Genomic DNA, 25,630 nt, shown 5'->3' with positions numbered 1-25,630 from the left:
CCTACTAAACGATTGGGTGGCGGCTGTACGCAGGTTAGTAGGCCGGTCAATAGGAAAACCGGTGCACCCGAAGGTACCCCACGCACAGCCACCATATTCTGCATGCGGCAAAATTTGCCGGACATGAGCATGGAATCGCTATGCGCCTATTGTTCCGGGCTACTAAACCCGATCACTGATGAGCAGTGACGGACCGAGACTAGCCACCGGATTTGGCAGGCGCAAGCGAGCGAAATGATCTAGGAAATGTCCTGCAAAGGAAAGGGAACGGGCCTTCGGAAGCACTGATTTCTTTGTACGAAATATCGCCAGGATCGCCACTCGTGTAGGAGCGAGCTTGCTCGCGAAAGACCTGAGGGCGTCGTGGGGAATCAGGTTTCCCGCGTTATCGTTGACCTCCATCGCGAGCAAGCTCGCTCCTACAGGGCTACCGCTTGTTGAGGCCCCGAGCCAACCGATCCCCACCCAACTGAATCACCGCCACCAACGCCACCAGCAACACAATCACCGTCAACATGATCTGGCTATCAAAGCGCTGATACCCATACCGATAGGCAATATCCCCCAACCCGCCCGCACCAATCGCCCCGGCCATGGCCGATGAGTTGATCATCGTCACCAAGGTAATCGTGAACCCGCCGACGATCCCCGGCAGTGCTTCCGGCAACAACACATGCCAGACGATGTGCCAGCGCCGGCAGCCCATGGCTTGCGCCGCTTCGATCAACCCTTGATCGACCTCGCGCAAGCTGACCTCGGCAATGCGGGCAAAGAACGGCGTGGCCGCGATGGTCAACGGCACTACGGCCGCCCAGACGCCGTAAGTAGTGCCGACAATCAACCGCGTGAACGGAATCAAGGCCACCATCAAAATCAGGAAAGGTACCGAGCGAAACAGGTTCACGAAAGCACCCAAAACGCGGTTCAGCGCCGGGGCTTCGTAGATGCCGCCCTTGGAGCTGGTGACCAGGATCACCGCCAGCGGAATGCCCGCCAACAGCGCGATGAGCGACGACACGCCGACCATCAGGAACGTGTCGATAAAACCCTGCAGCAAGCGATCAAACCACATAACCCAGCACCTCCACCTGTTGCGCCCATTGGCTGGCGCGTTGACGCAATTCTTCGGCACCGAGGGGTGAGCCCGTCACCGCCAGCAGCAGTTGCCCGAGGGCATGGCCCTGAATCCGTTCCACGCCGCCTTGCAGCAATCGCACGCGGCCTCCGAGGGCGCTGAACAGTGCCGCCAGGTCCGGCTCGTCGCGTTGGTTGCCGGTGAACTGCAAGCGCAGGACCACGGCTGCATCCGGGGCGCTCGATTGCGGCTGCAGACGGTTTTGCAGTTCTTCCGGCAATGCGTGTTGCAACGGCGCCAGCAACGTCTTGCTGACCTCATGTTGTGGATTGCCGAAGACTTCCCACACCGGCCCCTGCTCGACGATGCGCCCGTGTTCGAGGACGACTACCCGATCACAGATCTCGCGGATCACCGCCATCTCGTGGGTGATCAGCACAATGGTCAGGCCCAGGCGCCGGTTGATCTCGCGCAGCAGGCCGAGGATCGACTGCGTGGTCTCGGGGTCCAGCGCCGAGGTGGCTTCGTCGCACAGCAGAATTTGCGGGTCATGCACTAGCGCCCGGGCAATGCCCACGCGCTGTTTCTGCCCGCCGGACAACTGCGCCGGGTAAGCCTTGTGTTTGGCTTGTAGACCCACCAGTTCCAGCAATTCACGGACTTTCAGCTCGCGTTTTTCCTTGGACACACCGGCGACTTTCAGCGGCAGTTCGACGTTCTGCCAAACGGTCTTGGCCGACATTAAATTGAAGTGCTGGAAGATCATGCCGATGCGCCGACGCAGCGCCACCAGGCGGTCTTCGTCGAAGTCGCCGATGTCGACCTGATCGATCAGTACCCGACCGCTGCTCGGTTGCTCCAGGCGATTGATGGTGCGAATCAGCGACGACTTGCCGGCGCCGCTGCGGCCGATGATGCCGAACACTTCGCCGTGCTGGATCGCCAGGTCGATGCCGTGCAACGCGGCCACCGGGCCTTGTTGGCCGTTGTAGGTTTTGCCCACGCCGATGAAGCGCACGTGGGCATGGTTGAGTTCGGGATGCAGTTCGGTGCGCTCGGCGCTTTGCGGCTCTGGATTCTCCAGTCGCCGTTGGATGGCGGCGGTCATGCTCAGCTTTCCCAGCCGGCTTGATAGAGCTTGCCGTGAGCTTTATCCAGTGCAGCGCGCACCGCAGGTGAGTGCTGGTAGATGTCGACGAACTTGATCAGGCGCGGGTCGGTTTTGCTCTTCGGCTGGATCACGAATTGAATCACGTATTCCTTGTGATCGAGGCCGTCGAACAGCAGTGCGGAGCCGGCATCGAAGGTTTTCGACAAGCGAATGTAGGCCGGGTAGCCCTGCACCAGATCGGCATCGTCATAGGCACGTACCAGTTGCACGGCTTCGACCTGGAGGATCTTGATTTTCTTCGGGTTGGCGATGATGTCTTCTTCGGTGGCCTTGTAGCCGACACCGGGCTTGAGGGTGATCAGGCCGGCCTTGGCCAGCAGTTGCAAGCCTCGACCGCTGTTGATCGGGTCGTTGGCGATGGCCACGCTGGCGCCTTGCGGCAGTTCGTCGAAGCTTTTGTATTTTTTCGAGTAGAGGCCGACGTTGTTGATGATTCCCGGCGCGAACGGCACCAGGTCGAAACCCGAGGCGGCCTTGGCGTTTTCCAGGAACGGGATGTGCTGGAAGTAGTTCACGTCGATGTCGCCGGCGGCGAGGCTGACGTTCGGCGCGATCCAGTCGGTGAACTCCACCAGCTCGACTTTCAGGCCTTGTTTGGAAGCCTCTTCGACGGCTGCTTCAAGGGGAATGGCGAAAGCGGCGGTGGTGCCGATTTTCAGCGGCGCGTCGGCGGCGAAAACCGCAGAGCTGAACAGGCCGAGGGCCAGGGCCAGTGCTTTGACTGGGTGAGAGAGGTAGTGCTTTTTCATGGTGTTTTTTCCAGTCAGGGCAATGAATTTTTGGTGTTTGGTCGGGCCTCATCGCTGGCTTGCCAGCGATGCTCTTAGCGTCGGTAAGTCGAGCCCGTATGTTGCTCAGGCAGATGCGCCTCCTGCTGAAACAGCTTTTCGCGCAAGGTGCCGCTGTCGTACGCCGTCTTGTACGACCCCCGCCGCTGCAACTCGGGAATCACCAGCTCGATGAAATCCTCATAGCTTTCCGGGGTGACGATACGGGTCAGGTTGAAACCATCCAGCCCGGTTTCGGCGATCCACGATTCCAGCTCATCCGCCACTTGCTGCGGTGAGCCGACCACGGTGATGTAGCGGCCACCGAGGGCGTGTTGCTCCAGCAATTTGCGTCGGGTCCAGTCGTTGTTTTGCAGGTGTTTGGTGGCGGACTGGATCGCGTTGCTCTTCACGTACTGGATCGGCTCGTCGATTTCATATTGGGAAAAATCGATCCCGGTGGACGCCGAAAAGTGCGCCACGCCGGCCTCGGCACTGGCGTAGCTCAGGTACTCGGCGTGCTTGGCCCAGGCCTGCTCTTCGGTGGCGCCGACGATCACGTTCAGGCCCATGAACACCTTGATGTCCTCGGGATTGCGCCCGGCTTCGACGGCACTGGCACGGACCTTGTCCACCTGCGCCTTGGTCGATGCCTTGGTCTGGCCGCTGATGAACACGCACTCGGCATGCCGCCCGGCGAACAGCAAGCCGCGATCCGAGCTACCGGCCTGGAACAGCACCGGCGTGCGTTGTGGCGAGGGTTCGCAGAGGTGATAACCCTCGACTTGATAGAACTCGCCCTTGTGCTCGACTTTGTGCACTTTCTCAGGCTGCGCATAGATCCGCTGCTGCGGATCGTTCAGCACCGCGCCGTTTTCCCAGCTGCCTTCCAGGAGTTTGTAGAGCACCTCCAGGTACTCGTCGGCCTGGTCGTAGCGACGGTCATGCTCGACCTGTTCGCTCAGGCCCATGGCCTTGGCGGCGCTGTCCAGGTAGCCGGTGACGATGTTCCAGCCGACCCGGCCACGGCTGAGGTGATCCAGCGTCGACAGGCGTCGGGCGAACAGGTACGGCGCTTCGTAGGTGAGGTTGGCGGTCAGGCCGAAGCCGAGGTTTTTCGTCACCGCGGCCATGGCCGACACCAGCAAGAGCGGGTCGTTGACCGGCAGCTGGATCGATTCTTTCAGCGGCACGTCCACCGAATTCTGGTAGACGTCGTAGACCCCGACGATGTCGGCGATGAACAGGCCGTCGAACAGCCCGCGCTCGAGCAATTGCGCCAGCTCGGTCCAGTATTCGATCGTGTTGTAGCGGGTGGACGTGTCGCGCGGATGCGTCCACAAACCGTGGTTGATGTGCCCGATGCAGTTCATGTTGAAGGCATTGAGCAGGATCTTCTTTTTAGCCATTCAGATGGTCCCCCGCAGTGGCGGGTTTTCATCGTTGAGGTAGTAGTTGCCCACGGCGTGGTACTTCCAGCGCGCCGGGTCGTGCAGGGTGTGCACCCGGGCGTTGCGCCAGTGGCGGTCGAGACCGTGTTCGATCAAGGTCGCCTGGCTGCCGGCCAGTTCGAACAGCGTGCTGCCGGCGGCCAGGGAGATTTCGGTGCTCAGGGCACGGGCTTCGGCGACGGCAATCGATGCGGCTGCGACGGTCTCGGCCTGGGTGTCGGCCTGGGCTTTGTCGAGGTATTCGCCAGCACGCTCCAGCAGTGCCTCGGCGGCGTGCAGGCGAATGCTCAGGTGGCCGAAGCTCTTGAGGGTCAGTGGATCGTCCGTGGCTTTTTCGTGGGTGGCGTCGATCCACGGCCGGGTTTTGGTGCGCACGAAGTGCAGCGCATCCTCATACGCGGCGCGGGCGATGCCGGTGTCGATGGCGGCATGGAGAATCTGCGCCAGCGGGCCGACCGGGGTCGGGCGCTCGAAGGCGCTTTGAAAGGGGATGACGTCTTCGGCAGCGACGTAGACGTCTTCGAACACCACCGAACCGCTGCCGGTGGTGCGCTGGCCGAAGCCGCTCCAGTCGTCAATTACGGTGAGGCCCTTGCTGTTGTGCGGGACGAATGCCAGTTGCTGCACACCGTTTTCATCCACCACCGAGGTGGGAATGCGCTGGGCGTAAATCGCACCGGTGGCGTAGAACTTGCGGCCATTGATGCGATAGCCGCTGCCATCGCGAGTCAGGCTGGTGATGCGATCATGGGCGGTTTTGGTGCCGAGTTCGGCGAGGGCATTACCGAAGCGCTGGCCGGCCAGCACTTCGGCATAAAGACGTTTTTTCTGCTCGTGGCTGCCGTTCACGCGCAGCACTTCGAGGGCATAAAAATGGTTCTGCGGAATTTGCCCCAGCGAGCCGTCGGCCTGGGCGATCAGGGCGATGACCTTGGCCAGGGTGACGTTGGAAACACCGGCGCCGCCATATTCCTTTGGCACGCTGATGCCCCACAGGCCCGAGCGGGAAAACACCTCCAGTTCGGGGTGTGGCAAGCGGCGCTCGCGGTCGCGCAGGGCGCTGTCGCGTTTGAAGTCTTCGGCCAGATCGCTGGCGACAATCAGGGCTTGCTCATCGCTGGTGATGACCGCGACGTGTTGAGAAATGCTCATGTGCTTCTCCAGATGTCTGGTCGTTAAATCCAGGAATGACGATTAGGCAGCGTGCCGTTGAGGCGATAGGCGCCGATGGCGTGGTATTTCCAGCGCACCGGATCGTGCAGCGTGTGCACCCGGGCGTTGCGCCAGTGGCGGTCGAGGTTGAATTCGGCGAGGGTGGCGCGGCTGCCGGCCAGTTCGAACAGCTTTTCGCTGGCCAGCAACGAAATCTCAGTGGTCAGCACTTTGGCTTCGGCCACGGCAATCGAGGCGCGGGCGGCGGACTCTGCGGTGAGCGGTGCGGCGCTGACTTCATCGAGCACCTGCCCGGCTTTGCGCAGCAGCGCTTCGGCGGCGTGCAGTTCGATTTTCAGTTTGCCGATATCGGCGATCACGTACAGGTCATCGCTGGCTCGCTCGACCTTGGCGTCGATCCACGGCCGGGCGCGGGTTTTCACGAAGTCGATGGCGTCGTCGATGGCGCCCCGGGCGATACCGGCGTCGATGGCCGCCTGAATCAGTTGAGAGACGGCGCCCTGGATGTTCGGTGTGTCATTGATCCGCCAGTTATCCACAACCAGTTCGGGGTCGACCTGCACGTTGTTGAGCAAAATCGTGCCGCTGGCGGTGGTGCGCTGACCAAAGCCGGACCAGTCATCGACGATGCGTAATCCCGGCGTGCCGCGACGGATGAACGCCAGCACTTGTTTGCCGTCGTCGTTCAATGCCTTGACCGCAACCCAATGGGCGAACAGTGCACCGGTGGAATAGAACTTCTGGCCGTTGAGGACGCCGTCGGCAGTGAGGCGAGCCTTCAGTTCCAGTGTGTTTTTGGTGCCGCGCTCCGGCCCGGCATTGCCGATGCGCCAGCCATCGAGCACGCTTTTGAACAGTTGCCTTTTCTGCGCTTCGGTGGCGCTGCCGAGGATCAGGTTAAGAATGCCGAACTGGTTTTGCGGGATCTGCCCAAGCGCCGGGTCGGCGGCGGAAATGATCGCGAAGACCTCGGCCAGGGTGACGAACGAAACCTGCGGGCCACCGTACTCGCGGGGGATGGAAATGCTGCCCAGTCCGCTGCGGGTGAACAGTTCGATTTCGGACCATGGGAGCTTGCGCAACTGGTCACGTTTGGCTGCTTGCAGGCGCGCGACGTGCGCCAGTTCGTGGGCTGCCTTGATGGCTTGGGCATCGTTGCGCAAGATTTGCGCGGGCAACAACAACGGGGCGATGTCCAGGTCACTCTGGACGATTGCATCTGCCAGACTGGACATCAGTGCCACTCCTTGGCTGCTCGCAATGCCCTGGCGATCTGCACTGGGGTGATTGTGTTCCGGACCATACCTACCTCACATCTCATGGAAGCGCCGCTTGTGGCCGCGCATGAAAACAAGAATGTCCGGTGGTCCGGTGTATATACCCTAAACGTGTATAAATATTTTATGAACTAACTTTTAGGAATATTGATAGAAGGGTGGCAATGGCGCTGTCGCCAAGATCGCAGCCTTCGGCAGCTCCTACAGGGGTTTATGCCTTAACCCTGTAGGAGCTGCCGAAGGCTGCGATCTTTTGAATTTTTACAGTAACGACATCATCGTCTGTGGGCCTCGGCAGCCTTGAGGTGCTGTCTCTTCGGGACTTTCAGATAAGGATTGGCGCAACCGATCTTCAGCGTGCGGGCCGGTGCCCAGCGGGAGTTGTTGCCCACCCGATCGAGAATGCAGTACGTCACTTCCAGCCGCAGATCTTCGCCGGCTTCGAGGATGATGGCCGGCGGTATCCAGACCTGGATCGGCTGACCCACATCGGCGGACTTGAGCGGTGGCAGATCCAGGCGCACATCGCCCCAGCGCAGGGTAATTTCGTCGTCGACGGCCATGTTCAGGTACGGCTCGATGGTCAAGGGAACACCGCGTTTGACCTGACTCGGATTGACCCCCTGACGGCGAATCGCCTCGGGAATGCTCACCGGCGCCAGGCACTGGTTTTCATCGCCGCACAGCGCCGAGGGTTGGCCGCCTGGACAGTCGAGTTTGATCTGCACGTTTTGACTGGCCGATACCGCCGGACCCCGACCAATCTGCATGACCCGGTAGTGAATGCGCGAGGTACCGTTGGCGACAAAACTCTCAGGCACCCGCAACTGCACCGGTCGGCCGACATCACTGGCCGTCAGCACGCGGGAGGCCACGTAGCAGTTGTCCCAGAACAGTTCGACCAGGTCTCCTGCGTCCATGGCGGGGTAGGGCGCCACATCGATCAGCAGGTGCGCCGCGCAGGTGACGTTGATGCCGGCCTTGTTGGATTGCGCCAGGGTTGGGGCCGCAAGCCCGGATTTGTTCGAGGTGCTATTCATGAAGTCTCCTTGAAGTCTTGCAACGAAGTCCGTTTCTGGAATATCAAAAACCAATAATCGAACAGATAAACCATTCATTACTTTGAGCGGGAATAATGAGTTAGATGTGATGAGTGTCGCTGGCTGGAGACTAGATAAGAGTCAGAGGGATCAGGTGTCAATAAGATTTATTAGTTATGGTGGTTCTATGGTGCTATTCAGAAAGTTCCTACGGTTCAAAGTAATTAAACTATGCCTGTGCGTCGAATTTTTCTGCTGAAAGCGGGGGGAAATGGGTGGAATGGTGCAAATCGTGGGCACCGTCTTACGACAGAGGAACTGATTGAATTGGCATTGCTTAATTAGCATGATGCATATATTTGTACCGTGCACGTGTACAGGAGATGCATGTTAAATAGATGAGTTTGATTTGGTATTAATGAAGCGTCTTTCGAGGGGTGTCACTTCCATCCATGGAAGTTTACCGTTGTTGCGCAGAGTTTTTAGTTGTGAGCGTTATTCAGGAACTTGCTCAGGAACTGCCGGGTTCGCTCTTCTTTCGGGTTGGCAAACAACGCCTTCGCTTCGCCTTGTTCGACGATCACGCCCTTGTCGAAAAACACCACACGGTTGGCCACGTCCCGGGCAAAACCCATTTCGTGGGTGACGATCACCATGGTGCGTTTCTCTTCGGCCAGGCCGCGGATGGTCGCCAATACCTCGCCCACCAGTTCCGGGTCGAGGGCCGAGGTCGGCTCATCGAACAGGATCACTTCGGGCTCCATCGCCAGCGCCCGGGCAATCGCCACGCGCTGTTGCTGGCCACCGGAAAGGCGACGCGGGTAAGCGTCCTCCTTGCCCGCCAGACCGACCTTGGCCAAGAGTTTTTTGCCCAGGGCTACAGCGTCGGCGTGCGGGGTCTTCTTGACCACGATCGGGCCTTCGGTGACGTTTTCCAGGGCGGTGCGATGGGGGAACAAGTTGAAGTTCTGGAACACGAAGCCCACGTGCTGGCGCAAGCGTCGCACCAGGCTCTGCTGCTGGTTCAGGGGACGGCTGGTATCGATCTCGATATCGCCGACCTTGATCCGGCCGCTGGTGGGTTCTTCCAGAAAATTCAGGCAGCGCAGAAAGGTGGTCTTGCCCGAACCGCTGGGGCCGATGATCGCGACCACCTCGCCTTCCTTGACCTCAAGATCGATGCCATTGAGCACGACTTGACCCTTGAACTGCTTTGTCAGTTTTTCCACGACAATCATGGGGTCAGGACTCCTGGTCGTGCCGATTGGCCCGCTCTTCCAACTTGTTCTGCAGGTGCGACAGCACCGTGGCCAGAATCCAGTAGATCAGCGCGGCGGCAAGATACATGGTGAAGACTTCGAAAGTCCGGGCGGTAATCAGCTGCGCCTGACGGAACAGCTCCGGCACCTGAATGGTGGCGGCCAGTGCGGTGTCCTTGACCAGCGAAATGAAGCTGTTGCCCAGCGGCGGTAGTGCCGTGCGCATCGCTTGCGGCAGGATGGCCCGGCGCAGAGTCTGTGCACGGGTCATGCCGATGCTTGCAGCGGCTTCCCACTGGCCGCGTTCGATCGATCCGATCGCCGCGCGCAGGATTTCACAGGCGTAGGCGGCCATGTTCAGCGAGAAGCCGATCAGGGCCGCTGGCAGCGGATCCAGTTCCAGACCCAGTTGCGGCAAGCCGTAATAGATCACGAACAGTTGCACCAGCAACGGCGTGCCGCGAAAGAACGACACGTAGATGCGGGCAATCCAGCTCACCAGTTTGAAGCGCGACAGGCGCATCAATGCCAAGCCGAAGCCCAGCAGCAAGCCGAAGAACATGCCACCCAGACTGAGGATGACCGTGTAGTACGCGCCCTTGAGCAGGAAGGGCGCGGAGTCCAGTGCGAGTTGGAAAGCTTCTTCCATTATTTAGTGACGTCAGCTTGGAAGTATTTTTCCGAGATCTTGGCCAGGGTGCCGTCGGCACGCAGCTCGTCGAGGGCCTTGTTCACGGCTGCCAGTAGTTCCGGCTCACCTTTGCGCAGGGCAATACCGGACTCCTGACGGGAGAACGCTTGGCCGGCAGCGACGGTTTTCGGTGCTTTCTTGGCGTATTCAAGCGCGGCCAGGCGATCGATCAGGATGGCGTCGGTACGACCGTTGTTCAGGTCGGCGAACTTGGTCGGATCATCGTCGTAGGTGCGCACGTCAGCACCCGGCACGTTGGTTCGGACCCACTGCTCGTAGTTGGTACCCAGGCCCACACCGACCTTCTTGCCGGACAGGTCAGCGGCGGTCCTGATGTTCAACGCGGCTTCTTTGCTCTTCAATACCAGCGCCTGAATCCCGGAGACGGTGTAGGGCTCGGAGAAGTCATACTTCTTCTTGCGCTCGTCGGAGATGGTGACCTGATTGACCACAACGTCCAGGCGCTTGGATTCCAGAGCAGCGAGGATACCGTCCCACTTGGTTGGCTGAATCTTGGCTTTGACACCCAGTTTTTGCGCCAGTGCTTCGGAGAGTTCGACTTCGAAGCCGGCCAGTTTGCCGTCGGCATCGACGAAACTGAACGGTGGGTAAGTGCCTTCCAGGCCAACGTTGATCACGCCGGCGTCTTTGATTTTTTGCAGTTGCTCACCGGCAACGGCTTGGCCAATCAGGCCGGCGCTCAGTGCCAGGCCCAGCGAGCCCACCAGCAGATTGCGACGTAGTGCGGAAAAATTCATGACAAGCCCCTGTGTTTTCTTATGGAAGACGCTTAAGGAAAGTTGGCAAATTCGGGATTCGGACGACTGCGATATCCTGCCCTAATGCAGCTTATGCGTCTCGCTGCAAATTCGCCTGTAGCATGACTATATGATGGCGTTTTTAGAATGGAAAATAATAATTATTCTTCTGGTTATTCCATTTTTGAATAGCTTGCGTTTCTACTACTGTAGGAGCGAGCTTGCTCGCGATGGTCGTCAACGATAACGCGGGCAACCTGACACCCCGCGGTGCCCTGTCGTCCATCGCGAGCAGGCTCGCTCCTACAGAAAATCCTTATAGGCAAACAACGCCGGCGCCCCGCCAGTGTGCAGGAAGATAATCGGACCTTCGTCGAAACGCTGACGCCCGATCCCGTCCAGCAAGCCCGCCATGGCCTTGCCAGTGTAGACCGGGTCCAGCAGCAAGCCTTCCTGACTCGCCAGCAGCTTCACCGCCGCCAGTGTTCCGGCATTCGGCTCGCCATAACGAGGGGCGAAGTATTCGTCCCACAACTCGACCTTGAAAGCATCCGGCAGGTCCACGCCCAACAGCTCGGCAGTGCGTTCGGCCAGGCCTTGTACCTTTGGCCGCTGATCTTCATCGCTGCGCGAGACCGTCACGCCGATCACTGGCAGATCCGGCAGTGCTTCACTCAAGGCCAGTGCCAGACCGCTGTGGGTGCCGGCACTGCCCGAGGCCAGGACCACGGCGGCGAACGTCAGGCCGGTGTCCTTGATCTGTTCGGCCAGTTCCAGCCCGGCACGTACATAGCCGAGTGCGCCCAGCGCGTTGGAGCCTCCGATCGGCACCAGGTACGGCTTCTTGCCGTTGTTGCGCAGTCTGTCGGCCAGGGCTTGCAGTTGTTCGTCGGCGTTGTCGAGGTTTTCCACCAGTTCGACCTTGGCATCGAACAGATCGAGCAGCAGGCGGTTGCCGTTGCCGGTGTAATTGTTGTCATCGGTGCCGAGGGGGTTTTCCAGAAGGGCTACGCAGCCCAGACCCAGTTTCGCCGCAATGGCGGCCGTCTGGCGCACGTGGTTCGATTGCAGCGCGCCGGCGGTGATCAAGGTGTCGGCACCCTGGGCCAGCGCATCGGCGGCCAGGTATTCGAGTTTGCGCAGCTTGTTGCCGCCCATTGCCAGCGGTGTCAGGTCATCGCGTTTGACGTATACGTCGCGACCCAGCCAGGTCGACAGGCGTTCGAGTTTTTCCAGGGCGGTGGGTTGACCGAGTAGGTCGAGGCGGTTAAAGCGGGCGAGCTGTTGTTTGATCATGGGTCCGTACTGGCCGTGGAAGATCTCAGGACTATAGGCACGCGAAAAAGGCTGGGCAACCGTCAATTGCTTATAGCTAATCGTAATGAGCACAGCATTATTGGTTCTTAATTTGCCTCGCTGCCCTTGCCGTAAAGTAATCGCCGTCAGTGCGGCCAGACAGTCCGGTCGCCCGTGAGGAGTTTTTACCGTGAGTGAGCGTTCCAGCCATTGGCAATTGCAGACCATCGTCAGCCAGCTGCGCACCGCGCGTGAGCAGTGGCGAGCGCAAAATGGCCGGGCCAGTACTGAGCAGGGCGGTCGCGAGCTGCCCTCCCGGGCGGCCATGGCAGAGATTCTCGAAGCCTTGTGCGGTGCGTTGTTCCCGATGCGCCTGGGGCCGGTTGATCTGCGCGAAGAGAGTGAAGACTTCTACGTCGGCCACACGCTGGATGTGGCGTTGAATGCACTGTTGGCCCAGGCTCGACTCGAATTGCGCTATGCCGCGCGCCACAGTGCCCAGGCCGATACCGAAGTCGAAGCCAAGACCATCCAGATCATTCAGGACTTCGCCCTCGCCCTGCCGGGGTTGCGCAGCCTGTTGGACACCGACGTACTGGCGGCCTATCACGGCGACCCGGCGGCGCGCAGTGTCGATGAAGTGCTGTTGTGCTACCCGGGGATCCTGGCGGTGATTCACCATCGGCTGGCCCACCATTTGTACCGTGCCGGGCTGCCGTTGCTGGCGCGTATCAGCGCGGAAATCGCCCACTCGGCCACGGGCATCGACATTCACCCCGGCGCGCAGATCGGCCGCAGTTTCTTCATCGACCATGGTACCGGCGTGGTGATCGGTGAAACCGCGATCATCGGCGAGCGTGTGCGGATTTATCAGGCCGTGACCCTGGGCGCCAAGCGCTTCCCGGCGGACGAAGACGGCCAGTTGCAGAAAGGCCAGCCGCGGCATCCGATTGTCGAGGATGACGTGGTGATTTATGCCGGGGCGACGATCCTGGGGCGGATCACCATCGGCCAGGGTTCGACCATTGGCGGCAACGTCTGGCTGACCCGCAGCGTGCCGGCGGGCAGCAACCTGACCCAGGCGAATCTGCAGCATGAGGATGGGGCGCAGAAGTAGTCTCCTGAATCTTCTTTGACTAGTCTGGCCTCATCGCGAGCAAGCTCGCTCCCACAATGTTTTTCGTCGTTCACAACGCTTGCGTCCGGCGCAAATCAACTGTGGGAGCGAGCTTGCTCGCGATTGGATTTCAAGCCGAATCGAGCCAGTGGCCCTGATCCAATCCCGCGTCAACCTCTTGCTTGAGCTAGCGTACAACCACTACCGCCGAGCCCTGCGATTAGTCCTTAGCCCCCTATCCATGTTTAACTTGAACGTTCATTCAAGTTAAACCGGTGGTTCGCCGCCCGCTCACAACAGGAGGCTTGCCTTTGCTGAGTCCGATTTCTACAGCCACGTTTTACCCCTTCGAGGTGCACCGTACATGAGTGCATCGTCCATCCCTCCAAGCGGCCTGGTCCGCATGAATCCGCCGGTGTTCTGGTTCTCGGCGAGTTTCATTCTGTTGTTTGGTGTCGTTGTCATCGCCATGCCCGAGCAGGCCGGTGCCTGGTTGCTGGCGGCGCAAAACTGGGCGGCCAACACGGTTGGCTGGTATTACCTGCTGGCGATGACGCTGTATCTGGTCTTCGTGGTGGTCACCGCCTTGTCCGGCTACGGCAAGATCAAGCTCGGTGCCGACCACGACGAGCCCGAATTCAGCTATTTGTCATGGGCCGGCATGCTGTTCGCCGCGGGGATCAGCATCACCCTGTTTTTCTTCTGTGTGTCCGAACCGTTGACCCACATGCTGCAGCCGCCGCAAGGCGAGGCCGGCACGGCGGATGCGGCGCGTCAGGCGATGCAGATACTGTTTCTGCACTGGGGCCTGCATGGCTGGGGCGTGTTCGCCTTTGTCGGTATGGCGCTGGCCTATTTCGCCTATCGCCACAACCTGCCGCTGGCCCTGCGCTCGGCGCTGTATCCGCTGATCGGCAAGCGCATCAATGGCCCCATCGGCTACGCGGTGGATGGCTTCGGCATCATCGCCACGGTGTTCGGCCTCGGTGCGGACATGGGCTTTGGCGTGTTACACCTCAATTCGGGCCTCGATTTCCTGTTCGGCATCGCCCACACCCAGTGGGTTCAGGTCGGCCTGATCACCCTGATGATGGGCGCGGCGATCATCGTTGCGGTGTCGGGCGTCGACAAGGGCGTGCGGGTCATGTCCGACATCAACATGCTGCTGGCTTGTGCACTGTTGCTGTTCGTGTTGTTTGCCGGCCCCACGCAGCACTTGCTCAACACCCTGATTCAGAACCTCGGCGATTACCTCGGCGCCTTGCCGATGAAGAGTTTCGACCTCTACGCCTACGACAAACCCAGCGACTGGCTGGGCGGCTGGACTGTGTTTTATTGGGCCTGGTGGATCGCATGGTCGCCATTCGTGGGCTTGTTCATCGCGCGGATTTCCCGTGGCCGCACCATCCGCGAATTCGTCTTCGGCGTGTTGCTGATTCCGCTCGGCTTCACCCTGGCGTGGATGTCGATCTTCGGCAACAGCGCCATCGATCAAGTGCTCAACCACGGCATGAGCGCGCTCGGCATGTCGGCTATCGACAATCCGTCGATGACGCTCTACCTGCTGCTGGAAACCTACCCGTGGAGCAAAACCGTCATCGCGGTGACGGTGTTCATCAGCTTTGTGTTCTTCGTCACCTCCGCCGACTCAGGCACGGTGGTGCTGTCGACACTGTCCGCCAAGGGCGGCAATCCCGATGAAGACGGGCCGAAATGGCTGCGGGTGTTCTGGGGCGCAATGACCGCTCTGGTGACCAGCGCGCTGCTGTTTTCCGGCAGCATCGATGCGTTGAAGTCGGCGGTGGTCCTCACTTCGTTGCCATTCTCGCTGATCTTGCTGTTGATGATGTGGGGTCTGCACAAGGCGTTTTATCTGGAGTCGCAGAAGCAAATTGCGCAGATGCATTCGTTGGCGCCTGTGTCCGGGTCACGACGCGGCGGCTGGCGGCAACGCCTTAGCCAGGCCGTGCATTTCCCGTCGCGCGACGAGGTTTATCGCTTCCTCGATACGACGGTGCGACCGGCCATTGAGGAAGTGTCGGCGGTGTTCCGCGAAAAGGGGCTGCACGTGGTGATGCACCCGGACCCGGCCCATGACAGCGTCAGCCTGGAAATCGGCCACGGCGATCAGCATCCGTTCGTTTATCAGGTGCAGATGCGCGGCTATTTCACGCCCTCGTTTGCCCGTGGCGGCATGGGTTCCAAGCAACTCAACAATCGCCGTTACTACCGGGCCGAAGTGCATTTGAGCGAGGGCAGCCAGGACTACGACCTGGTGGGCTACACCAAGGAACAGATCATCAACGACATCCTCGACCAGTACGAGCGGCACATGCAGTTCCTGCATCTGGTGCGTTGATCGCGGGCAGGGCGCCGGGGCTTTTCAGCTCTCGGCGCTCAGCACCATGAACAACACCAGCGCCGCCACCGGGATGCTGAACACCATCGTGCCGATCCCCAGTTCCGTACTCAACGACTGGCCGGCGGTCACCACGCCGATGGCGCCATTGATCACCGTCAGCGCCAGCCACAGGATCACGAAACTGTAGGTGAGTGTCTGGCGGCTGAAGCCGAGTTTCTCGCCGATGAACAGCATCATCGCGAGCAGGACCAGGCCGAAGGTGATGATGATGGTGGTGTGCATGGCTCTTCCATCCTTGCGATCGTTATCGCTTCTTCGTTGCTTTGGCGACTGTGTTCCTGTCGGCCCGGATCACGCAAGCCTGTCGCGGTTTTGTTGAATTCTCCGGGCAGATTAAATTTCTGTGAAACGTTTCAGCATTTAGTCGAATCCCGGGTTTTCTGGTGTCCGTCCGGGCGTATGCTGGGCGACTGGCGAAGCAGTCGATACCAGATTCAAGATAGACAAGAGAGGATTCGATGACTTACACCGCTGCCGAAAACCGCTACGACTCCATCCCTTACCGCCGCGTGGGCCGCAGCGGCCTGGTGCTGCCTGCGCTGTCGTTGGGCCTGTGGCACAACTTCGGCGATAGCACGCCGATCGATACCCAGCGCGCGTTGTTGCGCACGGCGTTCGATCTGGGGATCAACCATTTCGACCTGGCCAACAACTACGGCCCGCCCTATGGCAGCGCCGAAATCAACTTCGGCCGTTTGCTGCGTGAAGACTTCAAGCAGTACCGCGACGAGTTGATCATCTCCAGCAAGGCCGGTTGGGACATGTGGCCGGGGCCTTACGGTCAGGGCGGCGGTTCGCGCAAGTATGTGCTGGCCAGCCTCGACCAGAGCCTGCAGCGCTTGGGCGTGGACTATGTCGACATCTTCTATTCCCACCGTTTTGACCCGGACACGCCACTGGAAGAAACCGCCAGTGCGCTGGCCACCGCGGTGCAGCAGGGCAAGGCGTTGTACATCGGCATCTCGTCTTATTCCGGGGTGAAGACCCGCGAAATGGCGGCGTTGCTCAAAGAGTGGAAAGTCCCGCTGCTGATCCACCAACCGGCCTACAACCTGCTCAATCGCTGGGTGGAAAAAGACCTGCTGGACACCACTGACGAACTCGGCACGGGCGTGATTGCGTTCACGCCGCTGGCGCAGGGATTGCTGACCGACAAGTACCTCAACGGCGTGCCGGCGGATGCGCGGGTCAATCGTCCGGGTGGTGGTTCGTTGCAGGCATCGCACTTGTCCGAGGCCAACATCGCCCAGGTGCGCGCACTCAACGAAATCGCCAAACGTCGTGGCCAGAGCCTGGCGCAACTGGCGCTGGCCTGGACCCTGCGCGATCCACGGGTCACTTCGGCATTGATTGGCGCGAGCCGGCCGGAGCAGATCATCGAGAACGTCGGGGCGTTGAAGAACCTGAGCTTCAGTGCAGAGGAACTGGCGGAGATTGACCGGTTTGCCCAGGAGGGCGGGATCAATCTTTGGGAGAAGCCTTCGACGGCTGAGTAAGCGCACCGGGCGGTCCTGCGGACCGCATCGCCGGCAAGCCCGCTCCTACAACGGATCGCGTTTGTAGGAGCTGGCTTGCCAGCGATCGACTGCGCAGCAGTCGGCTTATCGGAAAAACGGCACGTCCCCCAACACCGTCGCCCGCTGCATCACCCGCCGCGCCGGCCGGTAATCATCCACCGCGTAATGCTGGGTCACGCGGTTGTCCCAGAACGCGATGTCATCCTGCTGCCAGCGCCAGCGAATGGTGAATTCGGGCCGCGTGGCGTGGGCAAACAGAAACTTCAGAATCGCCTCGCTTTCGGTTTCCGACAATTCGTTGATCTTCGAGGTGAAGCCTTCGTTGACGAACAGCGAGCGGCGACCGCTCACCGGGTGTGTGCGGATCACCGGGTGCGACAGGGGCGGATTCTTGCGCCGTGCTTCCTCCCACTGGGCCAACGCTTCGGGCGTGTTGCCATAGCGCTCCAGCGGGAACGAACGGGTGAAATCGTGGGTGGCGGTCAGGCCTTCGAGCAAGGTTTTCATCGGCGCCGAGAGGGCTTCATACGCGGCAATTCCACTGGCCCACAAGGTGTCGCCGCCAAACTCCGGCAGCAGCTTGGCGCTGAGCACCGCGCCCATGGCCGGGGTCGGCAGGAAGGTCACGTCGGTGTGCCAGATCGCGTTATCGCGCACGTCGGTGACGGCGGTGTCGAGGATCAGCACTTCCGGCTGTTCCGGCACATTGGGGTAGATCGGGTGAATGTGCAGGTCGCCGAAATTCGCGGCGAATCGCGCCTGTTGCTGTGGCGTGATCGGCTGGTCGCGAAAGAACAGGACCTGATGCTTGAGCAGGGCCTGTTCGATGGCGTCGCGTTGTTCCGCGCTCAGCGGCTGGCTGATGTCGACGCCGCTGATTTGCGCGCCGAGGGCCGAGCTTAAGGGGACAATGGTTGGGTGGCTCATGGTGGTTCTCATTGATCCGGGGTGTCGAGCTTTTGTGGGAGCGAGCTTGCTCGCGATAGCGGACTGTCAGGCGACACAAGTGTTGAACGTGCAACCGCCATCGCGAGCAAGCTCGCTCCCACAGGGTACTCACAGGGCAATTATTCAGTGGGCCTGGCCGTGCCATGGCACCAGTTTGCGTTGCAGGGCGCGCAGGCCCAGCTCCATTGCAAAGGCGATCAGTGCGATCACCAGAATCCCCAGGACCACCACATCGGTGACCAGGAACTGCGCGGCGGACTGCACCATAAAGCCAAGACCGCTGGTGGCGGCGATCAATTCGGCAGCGACCAGGGTCGACCAACCGACACCGAGGCCAATGCGCACCCCGGTCAGAATGTCCGGCAAGGCACTCGGCAAAATCACGTGACGGATCAACTGTGCGCGAGTGGCACCCAACGACTGCGCGGCACGCAGTTTGGCCGGGTCGACCGTGCGCACGCCGGTGGCGGTGGCGATGGCAATCGGGGCGAAGATCGCCAGGTAGATCAGCAGCACTTTCGACAGTTCGCCGATACCGCACCAGATCACGATCAACGGCAGGTAGGCCAGCGGTGGAATGGGTCGGTAGAACTCGATCAGCGGGTCGAGCACGCCACGGGCGATACGGTTGGCGCCGATGGCGATGCCCACCGGTACGGCGGTGAGTATCGCAAAGCCGAGGCCCAGGCCGATGCGGCTCAGGCTCGCGCCGAGGTGCTGCCACAGGGTTGAGTCCATGTAACCCGAGGTTGCCAGCAGCCAGCCTTTTTGCAGCACGGCGGAGGGTGGCGGCAGGAACAGCGGCTCGATCAAGCCGGTCGCGGTCACGGCCCACCAAATGACAATGAGCGCGGCCAGTGTCAGCACGCTGATCCAGCGAGTGCTCAAGCGGCGTCGTGCCGCCGGCACAGGAGTGCCTGGCTTGATCGCGGCGACGGGAATTTCGTAACTGCTCATGCGCGCTCCTGCCGCTGGGCGGCACTGCGTTGGGAGAACACTTTGGCGAGTACGTGTTCGCGGGTTTCGATAAAACGCGGATCGGATTTGATTGAGCGGGCCGACTCACCGGCGGCATAACGTTGACCGAAGTCGAGGCTCAGGCGCTCGACGATTTGCCCCGGGTTCGGCGCCAACAGAATCAGGTCGGTGGCGAGGAACACGGCTTCTTCGATGTCGTGGGTAATCAGGAACACCGGCTTGGCGGTGCGTTGCCAGACTTGCAGCAACAGTTCCTGCATCTGCTCGCGGGTGAAGGCGTCGAGGGCGCCGAAAGGTTCGTCCATCAGCAACACGCGCGGGTCGGCGGCGAGCGCGCGGGCCAGGCCGACACGCTGCTTCTGGCCGCCCGAGAGCTGCCAGATGCGGCGTTGTTCAAAACCGGAAAGATCGACCAGGGCGAGCATTTCCCGGGCACGAGCTTCGCGTTTGTCCCGGGCAATACCGGCCAGTTCCAGGCCGAAGCCGACGTTCGCCAGCACGTCTTGCCAGGGCAGCAGCGCGTCGTCCTGGAACACCACGCCACGTTCGGCGCTCGGGCCTTTGACCGGCACGCCGTCGAGGGTGATGCGCCCGGCGCTGGGGTCGACGAAACCGGCAATCAGGTTCAACAGCGAAGTCTTGCCACTGCCGGACGGGCCGAGGGCGACCAACAATTGCCGGGGCCCCAGGCTCAGGGAGATATCCGCCAACACCGGTTCCGGGTTGCCGGGGTACTGTGCGCTGATGCGCTCCAGCTGTAGCAAAGCCATCGCAGTCAACTCCCGATCAATTGGTGATGAACTTGGCGCTGACGTACGGCGCGTAGTCCGGCAACACGGCCTCGACCTTGCCTTGTTCCTTGAGGAACGCCGCGGTGTCGGTGATGGCTTTGGTGGTCGGCGCGCCGAGGGTGAGCACCTGGTCAGCCGCCAGTGGGTAGACGTTGCCTTGCAGTAGCAGCGGAATATCGCTGGCCTTGGCGCCGGACAGTTTTACAAGCTTGTCGACGTTGCCCTGGTTGGCGAGCCAGGCTTGTGGGTCTTTGCGGTAGTCGGCGTAGGCGTCGAGGGTCACTTTGGCGAACGCGGTGACGATCTCCGGATGCTTCTCGGCGAAATCCTTGCGCACGATCCAGGCATCGAAGGTCGGAGCACCGAACTTGGCCAGTTCACCGGAGGTGATCAGTACCTTGCCGTTTTCCTTGGCCACGCCCAGAGCCGGATCCCACACGTAAGTGGCGTCGATGTCACCGCGTTTCCAGGCGGCGATGATCGCCGGTGGTGTCAGGTTGAGAACGGTGACTTTCGAGGGATCGATGTTCCAGTGCTTCAGTGCCGCGAGCAGGCTGTAGTGGCCGGTGGATACAAACGGCACGGCGATTTTCTTGCCGATCAGGTCTTGCGGGGTCTTGATCCCGGAGCCGTCGCGGGCGACCAAGGCTTCGGCGGCGCCGATCTGGGTGGCAATGAGGAAAGTTTCCACCGGGACTTTGCGAGTGATTGCAGCGGTCAGAGGGCTGGAACCGAGGTAGCCGATCTGTACGTCGCCGGAGGCGATGGCGGCGATGATATCGGCACCGTTGTCGAATTTGCGCCAGCTGATATCGGCCTTGGTGGCCTTTTCGTAAGCGCCGTCGGCCTGGGCGACTTTCGCCGGGTCAACGGTGGTCTGGTAGGCGACGGTGACGTCGGCCGCCTGGGCAAAGAAACTCGCGGTAGCCAGGGTTGCGGCCGCCAGCAAGCGTAGAGGGAAAGTCAGTTTCATCAGAAAGCTCCTTGTCAGGCGACCGAATGTCGGCGTGAGAAAGAGACTAAATGATCTAAGAATTCGAAAATAAATAACTTTTTCGAATTAGCTTATGAGAGGAAAACTTGAGGAGCGACCGCTACGCGGTCATCGCGAGCAAGCTCGCTCCCACAGTGGATCTTCGGTCTGAGCACAATCGTGCAAACACCATTGAACCCTGTGGGAGCGAGCTTGCTCCGGGCGGCGTTCCGACGATAAGGTCCGAAGGACCTTCAGTTGCTGATAGCCAGAATGCTCGCCTGGTAAGCCCCGACAAACACATCGAAATCACCGACTTCGTTCTGTTCCAGCTCAGCCTGTTGAGCCAGCGATGAACGCGCTCGCTCTTCAAACTGCGCTTGTTCTTCAGCCGGCAACGGCTCGCTGCGGAAGAACTCGGCATGCGCCTGGCTTTGGCGCAGGGAGAACTGGGCAAAGCTCTCCTTGTGCTCGGCCATGGCCGCCAACACCTGGGCCGACGGCGTCAGGGACGGGTCCCGGACCTTGGCCATCTGGGCGTCCAGCGCCTTGCTGTGGGCATCGCCGCCATGGCTCTGGTCGAGCAGCGCCGCCAGCGGAGCGATTTTTTCCAGCAGCTCACCGGCCCATTCCTTCAGGTCAACCGGCTGGCCGTCGCGTTGCAGTTGCAGGCCTGGACGACGACCTTCCTTGACCACGCTGAGGAAGTTCGAGGTCGCGTTGCCGCAGCTGGTGTTGGTCAGCAGCGGGCTGTCGTTGAGCGCGCAGTACAGCAGGAACGCATCGAGGAAGCGCGACTCGGTAAGGTCGATGCCCATCGGCAGGAACGGATTGATGTCCAGGCAGCGCACTTCGACGTACTGGATGCCCCGGGCCATCAGCGCCTGGATCGGCCGCTCGCCGGTGTAGGTCACGCGTTTCGGGCGGATGTTGGAGTAGTACTCGTTTTCGATCTGCAGGATGTTGGTGTTGAGCTGTACCCACTCGCCATCCTGGTGGGTGCCGACTTCGACATAGGGTGCGTACGGCGTGGCCACCGCTTTGCGCAGGCTGTCGGTGTAGCTGGCCAGATCGTTGTAGCACGGCGTCAGGCCGGCCTGGGCGTTGCTCTGGTAACCCAGGTCGCTCATGCGCAGGCTGGTGGCGTACGGCAGGTACAGCGTGTGCGGGTCCAGTTGTTCCAACTGGTGCGAACGACCGCGCAGGAAGCCGGCGTCCAGCGCTGGCGACGCACCGAACAGGTACATCAGCAGCCAGCTGTAGCGGCGGAAGTTGCGGATCAGCGCGATGTAGGACGACGACTGGAAATCGCGGTCGCTGCCGACAAAGCCTTCGGCCTGCCTGAGCAGCGGCCAGAGTTTTTCCGGCAGGGAAAAGTTGTAGTGGATGCCGGCAATGCATTGCATGGTCTTGCCGTAACGCAGGGCCAGGCCCTTGCGATACACGTACTTGAGCTGCCCGATATTGGACGTGCCGTAATAGGCGATCGGGATGTCTTCCTCGGCCGGCAACGGGCACGGCATCGATGGGCTCCACAGGTACTCGTTGCCGAGCTTGCTGTAGGCAAAACGGTGAATGCTGTCCAGGCTCGCCAACGTGTCCGCCGGGTCTGGCAGGGCCGGAGTGATGAACTCCAGCAGCGACTCGGAGTAGTCGGTGGTGATCTGTTCGTTGGTCAGCGCGGAACCCAATTCTTCCGGGTGCGGCGTTTGCGCCAGGCGACCTTCGCCGGTCACGCGCAGGCATTCACGTTCGATGCCGTGAAGGCACTGTTCGAGCAGAGAGAGGTTAGCGCGCTCGCCGAGCAGGGCCAGGCGGCGGTTGAGAAGTTCGCTCAAGTTGGATTCCTTCACGCGTCAGTCGCCCCAATATGGGGGTGGGCAAGACGGTCTACAAGGGTGAAGTTAAAACTGGCGTTTTCGCCTCGTTTTGGCGCCGCACAGGCCTCATGCCGATCGGTCAGGAATTGCACAATCCCTGTGGGAGCGAGCCTGCTCGCGAAGAGGGAGTATCAGTCAGCATCGACTTCGACTGACACATCGCCTTCGCGAGCAGGCTCGCTCCCACAGGAAACTCCGACGCTGCGGTCACAACGCCGAAATTAACTCAAATTGATGACGACTAGCTACAGGACAGCGAACGTGCCTTGTGCTTTTGCGACGAGTTTGTCGCCTTGCATCACGTCAGCTTCGACCACCAAGGTGCGGCGACCCGGGTGGATCACCCGCGCCGTGCACATCACCTCGCCGTCAGAGACGGCGCGGATGTAGTTGATCTTGCACTCGATGGTCGCGCTCTGCTGGTCAAAGCCGTGGGTGCTGGAGCAGGCCAGCCCCATGGCAATGTCCACCAGGCTGAACAAGGCCCCGCCGTGCAGCTTGCCACCGCGATTGCGCAGCTCGGGCTCCAGCGCCAGGGCGACGTGCGCCACCCCGGTTTCCAGACTGTGCAAGCGGCAGCCCAACAGCTTGAAAAACGCGCTTTCGGTCAGCCCGGCGGGAATGTCCATCAGCGTTTCTTCAACTGCTTGGCATTGGCGAACAGCGAAGCCATGGCGTTGTTACTCGGTGCTGCTGCCGTGGTTTCCTTGCGCGGTGCAGTGTTCTGGGATTGGCGTGGCGCCGACCCCGGACGCGCGCCGCGAGCGCCGTCGATTTTCTCGCCCGGGGTATCGCTCATGCGCATCGACAGGCCAACGCGTTTGCGCGGGATGTCGACTTCCATGACCTTCACTTTCACCACGTCACCGGCCTTCACCGCTTCGCGCGGATCCTTGATGAACTTCTCCGAAAGCGCGGAGATGTGCACCAAACCGTCCTGATGCACGCCGATATCGACGAAAGCACCGAAGTTGGTCACGTTGGTCACCACGCCTTCGAGGATCATGCCCAGTTGCAGGTCCTTGAGGTCTTCGACGCCTTCCTGGAACTCGGCGGTCTTGAACTCGGGACGCGGGTCGCGGCCGGGCTTGTCCAGTTCCTGAAGGATGTCGGTAACCGTTGGCAAACCGAAGGTTTCGTCAGTGAATTTTTTCGGGTCCAGGCGCTTGAGGAAACCACTGTCGCCAATCAACGAACGAATATCGCGATCGGTCTCGGCGGCGATACGCTGCACGAGTGGATAGGCTTCCGGGTGCACCGCGGAGGCGTCCAGGGGGTTGTCGCCGTTCATCACGCGCAGGAATCCAGCGGCCTGTTCGAAGGTTTTTTCACCGAGGCGCGCGACTTTCTTCAGCGCAGCGCGGGTCTTGAACGCACCGTGCTCGTCGCGGTGGCTGACGATGTTCTGCGCCAGGGTCGCGTTGAGACCGGAAATGCGTGCCAGCAGCGCCACGGACGCGGTGTTCACATCCACGCCGACGGCGTTCACGCAGTCCTCGACCACGGCATCCAGGCCACGGGCCAGTTTCAGCTGCGACACGTCGTGCTGGTACTGGCCGACACCGATGGATTTCGGGTCGATCTTCACCAGCTCGGCCAGCGGGTCTTGCAGGCGACGGGCAATCGATACGGCGCCACGGATCGACACGTCGAGGTCCGGGAATTCCTTGGAAGCCAGCTCCGACGCCGAGTAAACCGATGCACCGGCCTCGGAGACCATGACCTTGGTCATCTTCATCGCTGGGTATTTTTTGATCAGCTCGGCGGCCAGCTTATCGGTCTCGCGGCTGGCAGTACCGTTGCCGATGGCGATCAGGTCCACCGAGTGCTTGGCGCACAGGGCGGCGAGTACGGCGATGGTCTGGTCCCACTTGTTGTGCGGCACGTGCGGGTAAACCGTGGCGTGATCCAGCAGCTTGCCAGTGGAATCAACCACCGCCACCTTGCAGCCGGTGCGCAGGCCAGGGTCGAGACCCAACGTGGCGCGCGGGCCGGCCGGGGCCGACAGCAGCAGGTCGTGCAGATTGTGGGCGAACACGTTGATCGCTTCGGTTTCCGCGCCATCGCGCAGCTCGCCCAGCAGGTCGGTTTCCAGATGGGTGTAGAGCTTGACCTTCCAGGTCCAGCGCACCACTTCGCCCAGCCATTTGTCGGCGGCGCGGTTCTGGTTCTGGATGCCGACATGCTGGCCGATCATGCCTTCGCACGGGTGCATGGTGCCCGGCAGTTCGTCGCCGACTTTCAGCGCGGAGCTGAGGATGCCTTCGTTGCGGCCACGGAAAATCGCCAGCGCGCGGTGCGACGGCATGCTTTTGAGCGGTTCGTCGTGTTCGAAGTAGTCGCGGAACTTGGCGCCTTCCTCCTCCTTGCCGGCAATCACGCGGGCACTGAGGGTGGCTTCCTGCTTGAGGTAGTTGCGCAGCTTGTCCAGCAGGCCGGCGTCTTCGGCGAAGCGCTCCATGAGGATGTACTTGGCGCCTTCGAGGGCTGCCTTCACATCGGCCACGCCTTTTTCGGCGTCGATGAAACGTGCGGCTTCGGTTTCCGGGCTCAGGGACGGGTCGTTGAACAAGCCGTCGGCCAGGTCGCCGAGGCCGGCTTCCAGGGCGATCTGGCCCTTGGTGCGGCGCTTCTGCTTGTACGGCAGGTACAAGTCTTCGAGACGGGTCTTGGTGTCGGCGAGCTTGATGTCGCGTTCAAGTTGCGGCGTCAGCTTGCCTTGCTCTTCGATGCTGGCAAGGATGCTGATGCGCCGTTCGTCGAGTTCTCGCAGGTAGCGCAGGCGCTCTTCCAGATGACGCAATTGCGTATCGTCGAGGCTGCCGGTCACTTCTTTCCGGTAACGGGCGATGAAGGGAACGGTAGAGCCTTCATCGAGTAGCGCGACGGCCGCTTCGACCTGTTGTGGGCGTACACCGAGTTCCTCGGCGATGCGGCTGTTGATGCTGTCCATAAAACCACCTGACAAATTGTGAAAGCAGGCTCGCAGGCGCAAGGATAAGGGCTCGGCGAGTCTGGTTGAGCGGCCTGGCCTGCGCCGCTACCT

Annotated in this window: 22 protein-coding genes; 3 read left to right on the top strand and 19 right to left on the bottom strand. The window is 60.9% G+C overall.

Annotated features, from left to right (window positions below; translation table 11 throughout):
• Window positions 1–427: 427 nt before the first annotated feature.
• The 11 genes from CD175_RS27815 to CD175_RS27765 all read right to left on the bottom strand — a co-directional run bounded on the left by CD175_RS27815 (window position 428) and on the right by CD175_RS27765 (window position 11,958).
• Window positions 428–1,072, bottom strand: a complete 645-nt coding sequence (locus CD175_RS27815; protein WP_104451235.1) for a methionine ABC transporter permease — start codon at window positions 1,070–1,072, stop codon at window positions 428–430.
• Window positions 1,062–2,183, bottom strand: a complete 1,122-nt coding sequence (locus tag CD175_RS27810; protein ID WP_104451234.1) for a methionine ABC transporter ATP-binding protein — start codon at window positions 2,181–2,183, stop codon at window positions 1,062–1,064. Before CD175_RS27810 ends, CD175_RS27815 begins: the two co-directional genes overlap by 11 nt.
• 2 nt (window positions 2,184–2,185) lie before the next feature.
• Window positions 2,186–2,995, bottom strand: coding sequence for a MetQ/NlpA family ABC transporter substrate-binding protein (locus CD175_RS27805; protein ID WP_015093004.1), 810 nt, complete (start codon window positions 2,993–2,995; stop codon window positions 2,186–2,188).
• Window positions 2,996–3,069: 74 nt separating this feature from the next.
• Window positions 3,070–4,422, bottom strand: coding sequence for an LLM class flavin-dependent oxidoreductase (locus CD175_RS27800; RefSeq protein WP_104451233.1), 1,353 nt, complete (start codon window positions 4,420–4,422; stop codon window positions 3,070–3,072).
• Window positions 4,423–5,616 carry an SfnB family sulfur acquisition oxidoreductase gene (locus tag CD175_RS27795; RefSeq protein ID WP_104451232.1) on the bottom strand — a complete coding sequence of 398 codons (1,194 nt, stop codon included), beginning with the start codon at window positions 5,614–5,616 and terminating at the stop codon, window positions 4,423–4,425.
• Between the two features lie 23 nt (window positions 5,617–5,639).
• Window positions 5,640–6,872, bottom strand: coding sequence for an SfnB family sulfur acquisition oxidoreductase (locus tag CD175_RS27790; RefSeq protein ID WP_104451231.1), 1,233 nt, complete (start codon window positions 6,870–6,872; stop codon window positions 5,640–5,642).
• A 317-nt stretch (window positions 6,873–7,189) separates the two neighbouring features.
• Window positions 7,190–7,954, bottom strand: coding sequence for a hypothetical protein (locus CD175_RS27785; RefSeq protein WP_104451230.1), 765 nt, complete (start codon window positions 7,952–7,954; stop codon window positions 7,190–7,192).
• Between the two features lie 482 nt (window positions 7,955–8,436).
• Window positions 8,437–9,192 carry an L-cystine ABC transporter ATP-binding protein TcyN gene (tcyN, locus tag CD175_RS27780; protein ID WP_104451229.1) on the bottom strand — a complete coding sequence of 252 codons (756 nt, stop codon included), beginning with the start codon at window positions 9,190–9,192 and terminating at the stop codon, window positions 8,437–8,439.
• A 4-nt stretch (window positions 9,193–9,196) separates the two neighbouring features.
• Window positions 9,197–9,862 carry a cystine ABC transporter permease gene (gene tcyL / locus CD175_RS27775; protein ID WP_003220607.1) on the bottom strand — a complete coding sequence of 222 codons (666 nt, stop codon included), beginning with the start codon at window positions 9,860–9,862 and terminating at the stop codon, window positions 9,197–9,199.
• A complete protein-coding gene (tcyJ, locus tag CD175_RS27770; protein ID WP_104451228.1) occupies window positions 9,862–10,662 on the bottom strand; it encodes a cystine ABC transporter substrate-binding protein in 801 nt (266 codons plus the stop codon). The genes tcyL and tcyJ overlap by 1 nt, the downstream gene beginning before the upstream one ends.
• A 303-nt stretch (window positions 10,663–10,965) precedes the next feature.
• Entirely contained in the window at window positions 10,966–11,958 is a 993-nt protein-coding gene (locus CD175_RS27765) for a D-cysteine desulfhydrase (protein WP_104451227.1), read from the bottom strand.
• 190 nt (window positions 11,959–12,148) lie between these two features.
• On the opposite strand from CD175_RS27765, the gene epsC reads away from it, so the two are divergent.
• The gene (epsC, locus tag CD175_RS27760) at window positions 12,149–13,075 is read left to right on the top strand and encodes a serine O-acetyltransferase EpsC (protein WP_007972891.1); all 927 of its coding nucleotides are present in this window, start codon (window positions 12,149–12,151) and stop codon (window positions 13,073–13,075) included.
• A gap of 403 nt (window positions 13,076–13,478) precedes the next feature.
• Window positions 13,479–15,434, top strand: a complete 1,956-nt coding sequence (gene betT / locus CD175_RS27755; RefSeq protein ID WP_167399557.1) for a choline transporter BetT — start codon at window positions 13,479–13,481, stop codon at window positions 15,432–15,434.
• A gap of 24 nt (window positions 15,435–15,458) precedes the next feature.
• Here betT and CD175_RS27750 read toward each other — a convergent pair whose 3' ends face one another.
• The gene (locus CD175_RS27750; protein ID WP_007972888.1) at window positions 15,459–15,719 is read right to left on the bottom strand and encodes a hypothetical protein; all 261 of its coding nucleotides are present in this window, start codon (window positions 15,717–15,719) and stop codon (window positions 15,459–15,461) included.
• A gap of 236 nt (window positions 15,720–15,955) precedes the next feature.
• Here CD175_RS27750 and mgrA point away from each other — a divergent pair, with 236 nt between their 5' ends.
• A complete protein-coding gene (gene mgrA / locus CD175_RS27745; RefSeq protein ID WP_104451225.1) occupies window positions 15,956–16,993 on the top strand; it encodes an L-glyceraldehyde 3-phosphate reductase in 1,038 nt (345 codons plus the stop codon).
• Between the two features lie 105 nt (window positions 16,994–17,098).
• Here the strand turns inward: mgrA and tauD are convergent, their stop codons facing one another.
• The 7 genes from tauD to CD175_RS27710 form a co-directional block, all read right to left on the bottom strand.
• Window positions 17,099–17,941 (bottom strand): taurine dioxygenase, encoded by an 843-nt coding sequence (gene tauD / locus CD175_RS27740; RefSeq protein ID WP_104451224.1) that lies wholly within the window; start codon window positions 17,939–17,941, stop codon window positions 17,099–17,101.
• Window positions 17,942–18,085: 144 nt separating this feature from the next.
• Window positions 18,086–18,919, bottom strand: a complete 834-nt coding sequence (tauC, locus tag CD175_RS27735) for a taurine ABC transporter permease TauC (RefSeq protein ID WP_104451223.1) — start codon at window positions 18,917–18,919, stop codon at window positions 18,086–18,088.
• Window positions 18,916–19,710, bottom strand: coding sequence for a taurine ABC transporter ATP-binding subunit (tauB, locus tag CD175_RS27730; protein WP_104451222.1), 795 nt, complete (start codon window positions 19,708–19,710; stop codon window positions 18,916–18,918). The genes tauC and tauB overlap by 4 nt, the downstream gene beginning before the upstream one ends.
• Before the next feature lie 16 nt (window positions 19,711–19,726).
• Window positions 19,727–20,704 carry a taurine ABC transporter substrate-binding protein gene (tauA, locus tag CD175_RS27725; protein WP_104451221.1) on the bottom strand — a complete coding sequence of 326 codons (978 nt, stop codon included), beginning with the start codon at window positions 20,702–20,704 and terminating at the stop codon, window positions 19,727–19,729.
• 254 nt (window positions 20,705–20,958) lie between these two features.
• Entirely contained in the window at window positions 20,959–22,542 is a 1,584-nt protein-coding gene (gene gshA, locus CD175_RS27720; RefSeq protein WP_104451220.1) for a glutamate--cysteine ligase, read from the bottom strand.
• Window positions 22,543–22,829: 287 nt separating this feature from the next.
• Window positions 22,830–23,213: a PaaI family thioesterase gene (locus CD175_RS27715; RefSeq protein WP_104451219.1), complete on the bottom strand. Its 384-nt coding sequence runs from the start codon at window positions 23,211–23,213 to the stop codon at window positions 22,830–22,832.
• A complete protein-coding gene (locus CD175_RS27710; protein WP_104451218.1) occupies window positions 23,213–25,537 on the bottom strand; it encodes a Tex family protein in 2,325 nt (774 codons plus the stop codon). The genes CD175_RS27715 and CD175_RS27710 overlap by 1 nt, the downstream gene beginning before the upstream one ends.
• Window positions 25,538–25,630 lie beyond the last annotated feature (93 nt).

This window comes from Pseudomonas laurylsulfatiphila (genome assembly GCF_002934665.1).
GTDB lineage: Bacteria > Pseudomonadota > Gammaproteobacteria > Pseudomonadales > Pseudomonadaceae > Aquipseudomonas > Aquipseudomonas laurylsulfatiphila.
Note: the sequence above shows the minus strand (reverse complement) of the source record. Positions and strands in the feature narration are given on the sequence as shown.

Bases quoted from the DNA above. Each gene is read 5' to 3' on its own strand.
- CD175_RS27815 (WP_104451235.1), bottom strand. From the start codon at position 1,072: ATGTGGTTTGATCGCTTGCTGCAGGGTTTTATCGACACGTTCCTGATG.
- CD175_RS27810 (WP_104451234.1), bottom strand. From the start codon at position 2,183: ATGACCGCCGCCATCCAACGGCGACTGGAGAATCCAGAGCCGCAAAGC.
- CD175_RS27805 (WP_015093004.1), bottom strand. From the start codon at position 2,995: ATGAAAAAGCACTACCTCTCTCACCCAGTCAAAGCACTGGCCCTGGCC.
- CD175_RS27800 (WP_104451233.1), bottom strand. From the start codon at position 4,422: ATGGCTAAAAAGAAGATCCTGCTCAATGCCTTCAACATGAACTGCATC.
- CD175_RS27795 (WP_104451232.1), bottom strand. From the start codon at position 5,616: ATGAGCATTTCTCAACACGTCGCGGTCATCACCAGCGATGAGCAAGCC.
- CD175_RS27790 (WP_104451231.1), bottom strand. From the start codon at position 6,872: ATGTCCAGTCTGGCAGATGCAATCGTCCAGAGTGACCTGGACATCGCC.
- CD175_RS27785 (WP_104451230.1), bottom strand. From the start codon at position 7,954: ATGAATAGCACCTCGAACAAATCCGGGCTTGCGGCCCCAACCCTGGCG.
- tcyN (WP_104451229.1), bottom strand. From the start codon at position 9,192: ATGATTGTCGTGGAAAAACTGACAAAGCAGTTCAAGGGTCAAGTCGTG.
- tcyL (WP_003220607.1), bottom strand. From the start codon at position 9,862: ATGGAAGAAGCTTTCCAACTCGCACTGGACTCCGCGCCCTTCCTGCTC.
- tcyJ (WP_104451228.1), bottom strand. From the start codon at position 10,662: ATGAATTTTTCCGCACTACGTCGCAATCTGCTGGTGGGCTCGCTGGGC.
- CD175_RS27765 (WP_104451227.1), bottom strand. From the start codon at position 11,958: ATGATCAAACAACAGCTCGCCCGCTTTAACCGCCTCGACCTACTCGGT.
- betT (WP_167399557.1), top strand. From the start codon at position 13,479: ATGAATCCGCCGGTGTTCTGGTTCTCGGCGAGTTTCATTCTGTTGTTT.
- CD175_RS27750 (WP_007972888.1), bottom strand. From the start codon at position 15,719: ATGCACACCACCATCATCATCACCTTCGGCCTGGTCCTGCTCGCGATG.
- mgrA (WP_104451225.1), top strand. From the start codon at position 15,956: ATGACTTACACCGCTGCCGAAAACCGCTACGACTCCATCCCTTACCGC.
- tauD (WP_104451224.1), bottom strand. From the start codon at position 17,941: ATGAGCCACCCAACCATTGTCCCCTTAAGCTCGGCCCTCGGCGCGCAA.
- tauC (WP_104451223.1), bottom strand. From the start codon at position 18,919: ATGAGCAGTTACGAAATTCCCGTCGCCGCGATCAAGCCAGGCACTCCT.
- tauB (WP_104451222.1), bottom strand. From the start codon at position 19,710: ATGGCTTTGCTACAGCTGGAGCGCATCAGCGCACAGTACCCCGGCAAC.
- tauA (WP_104451221.1), bottom strand. From the start codon at position 20,704: ATGAAACTGACTTTCCCTCTACGCTTGCTGGCGGCCGCAACCCTGGCT.
- CD175_RS27715 (WP_104451219.1), bottom strand. From the start codon at position 23,213: ATGGACATTCCCGCCGGGCTGACCGAAAGCGCGTTTTTCAAGCTGTTG.
- CD175_RS27710 (WP_104451218.1), bottom strand. From the start codon at position 25,537: ATGGACAGCATCAACAGCCGCATCGCCGAGGAACTCGGTGTACGCCCA.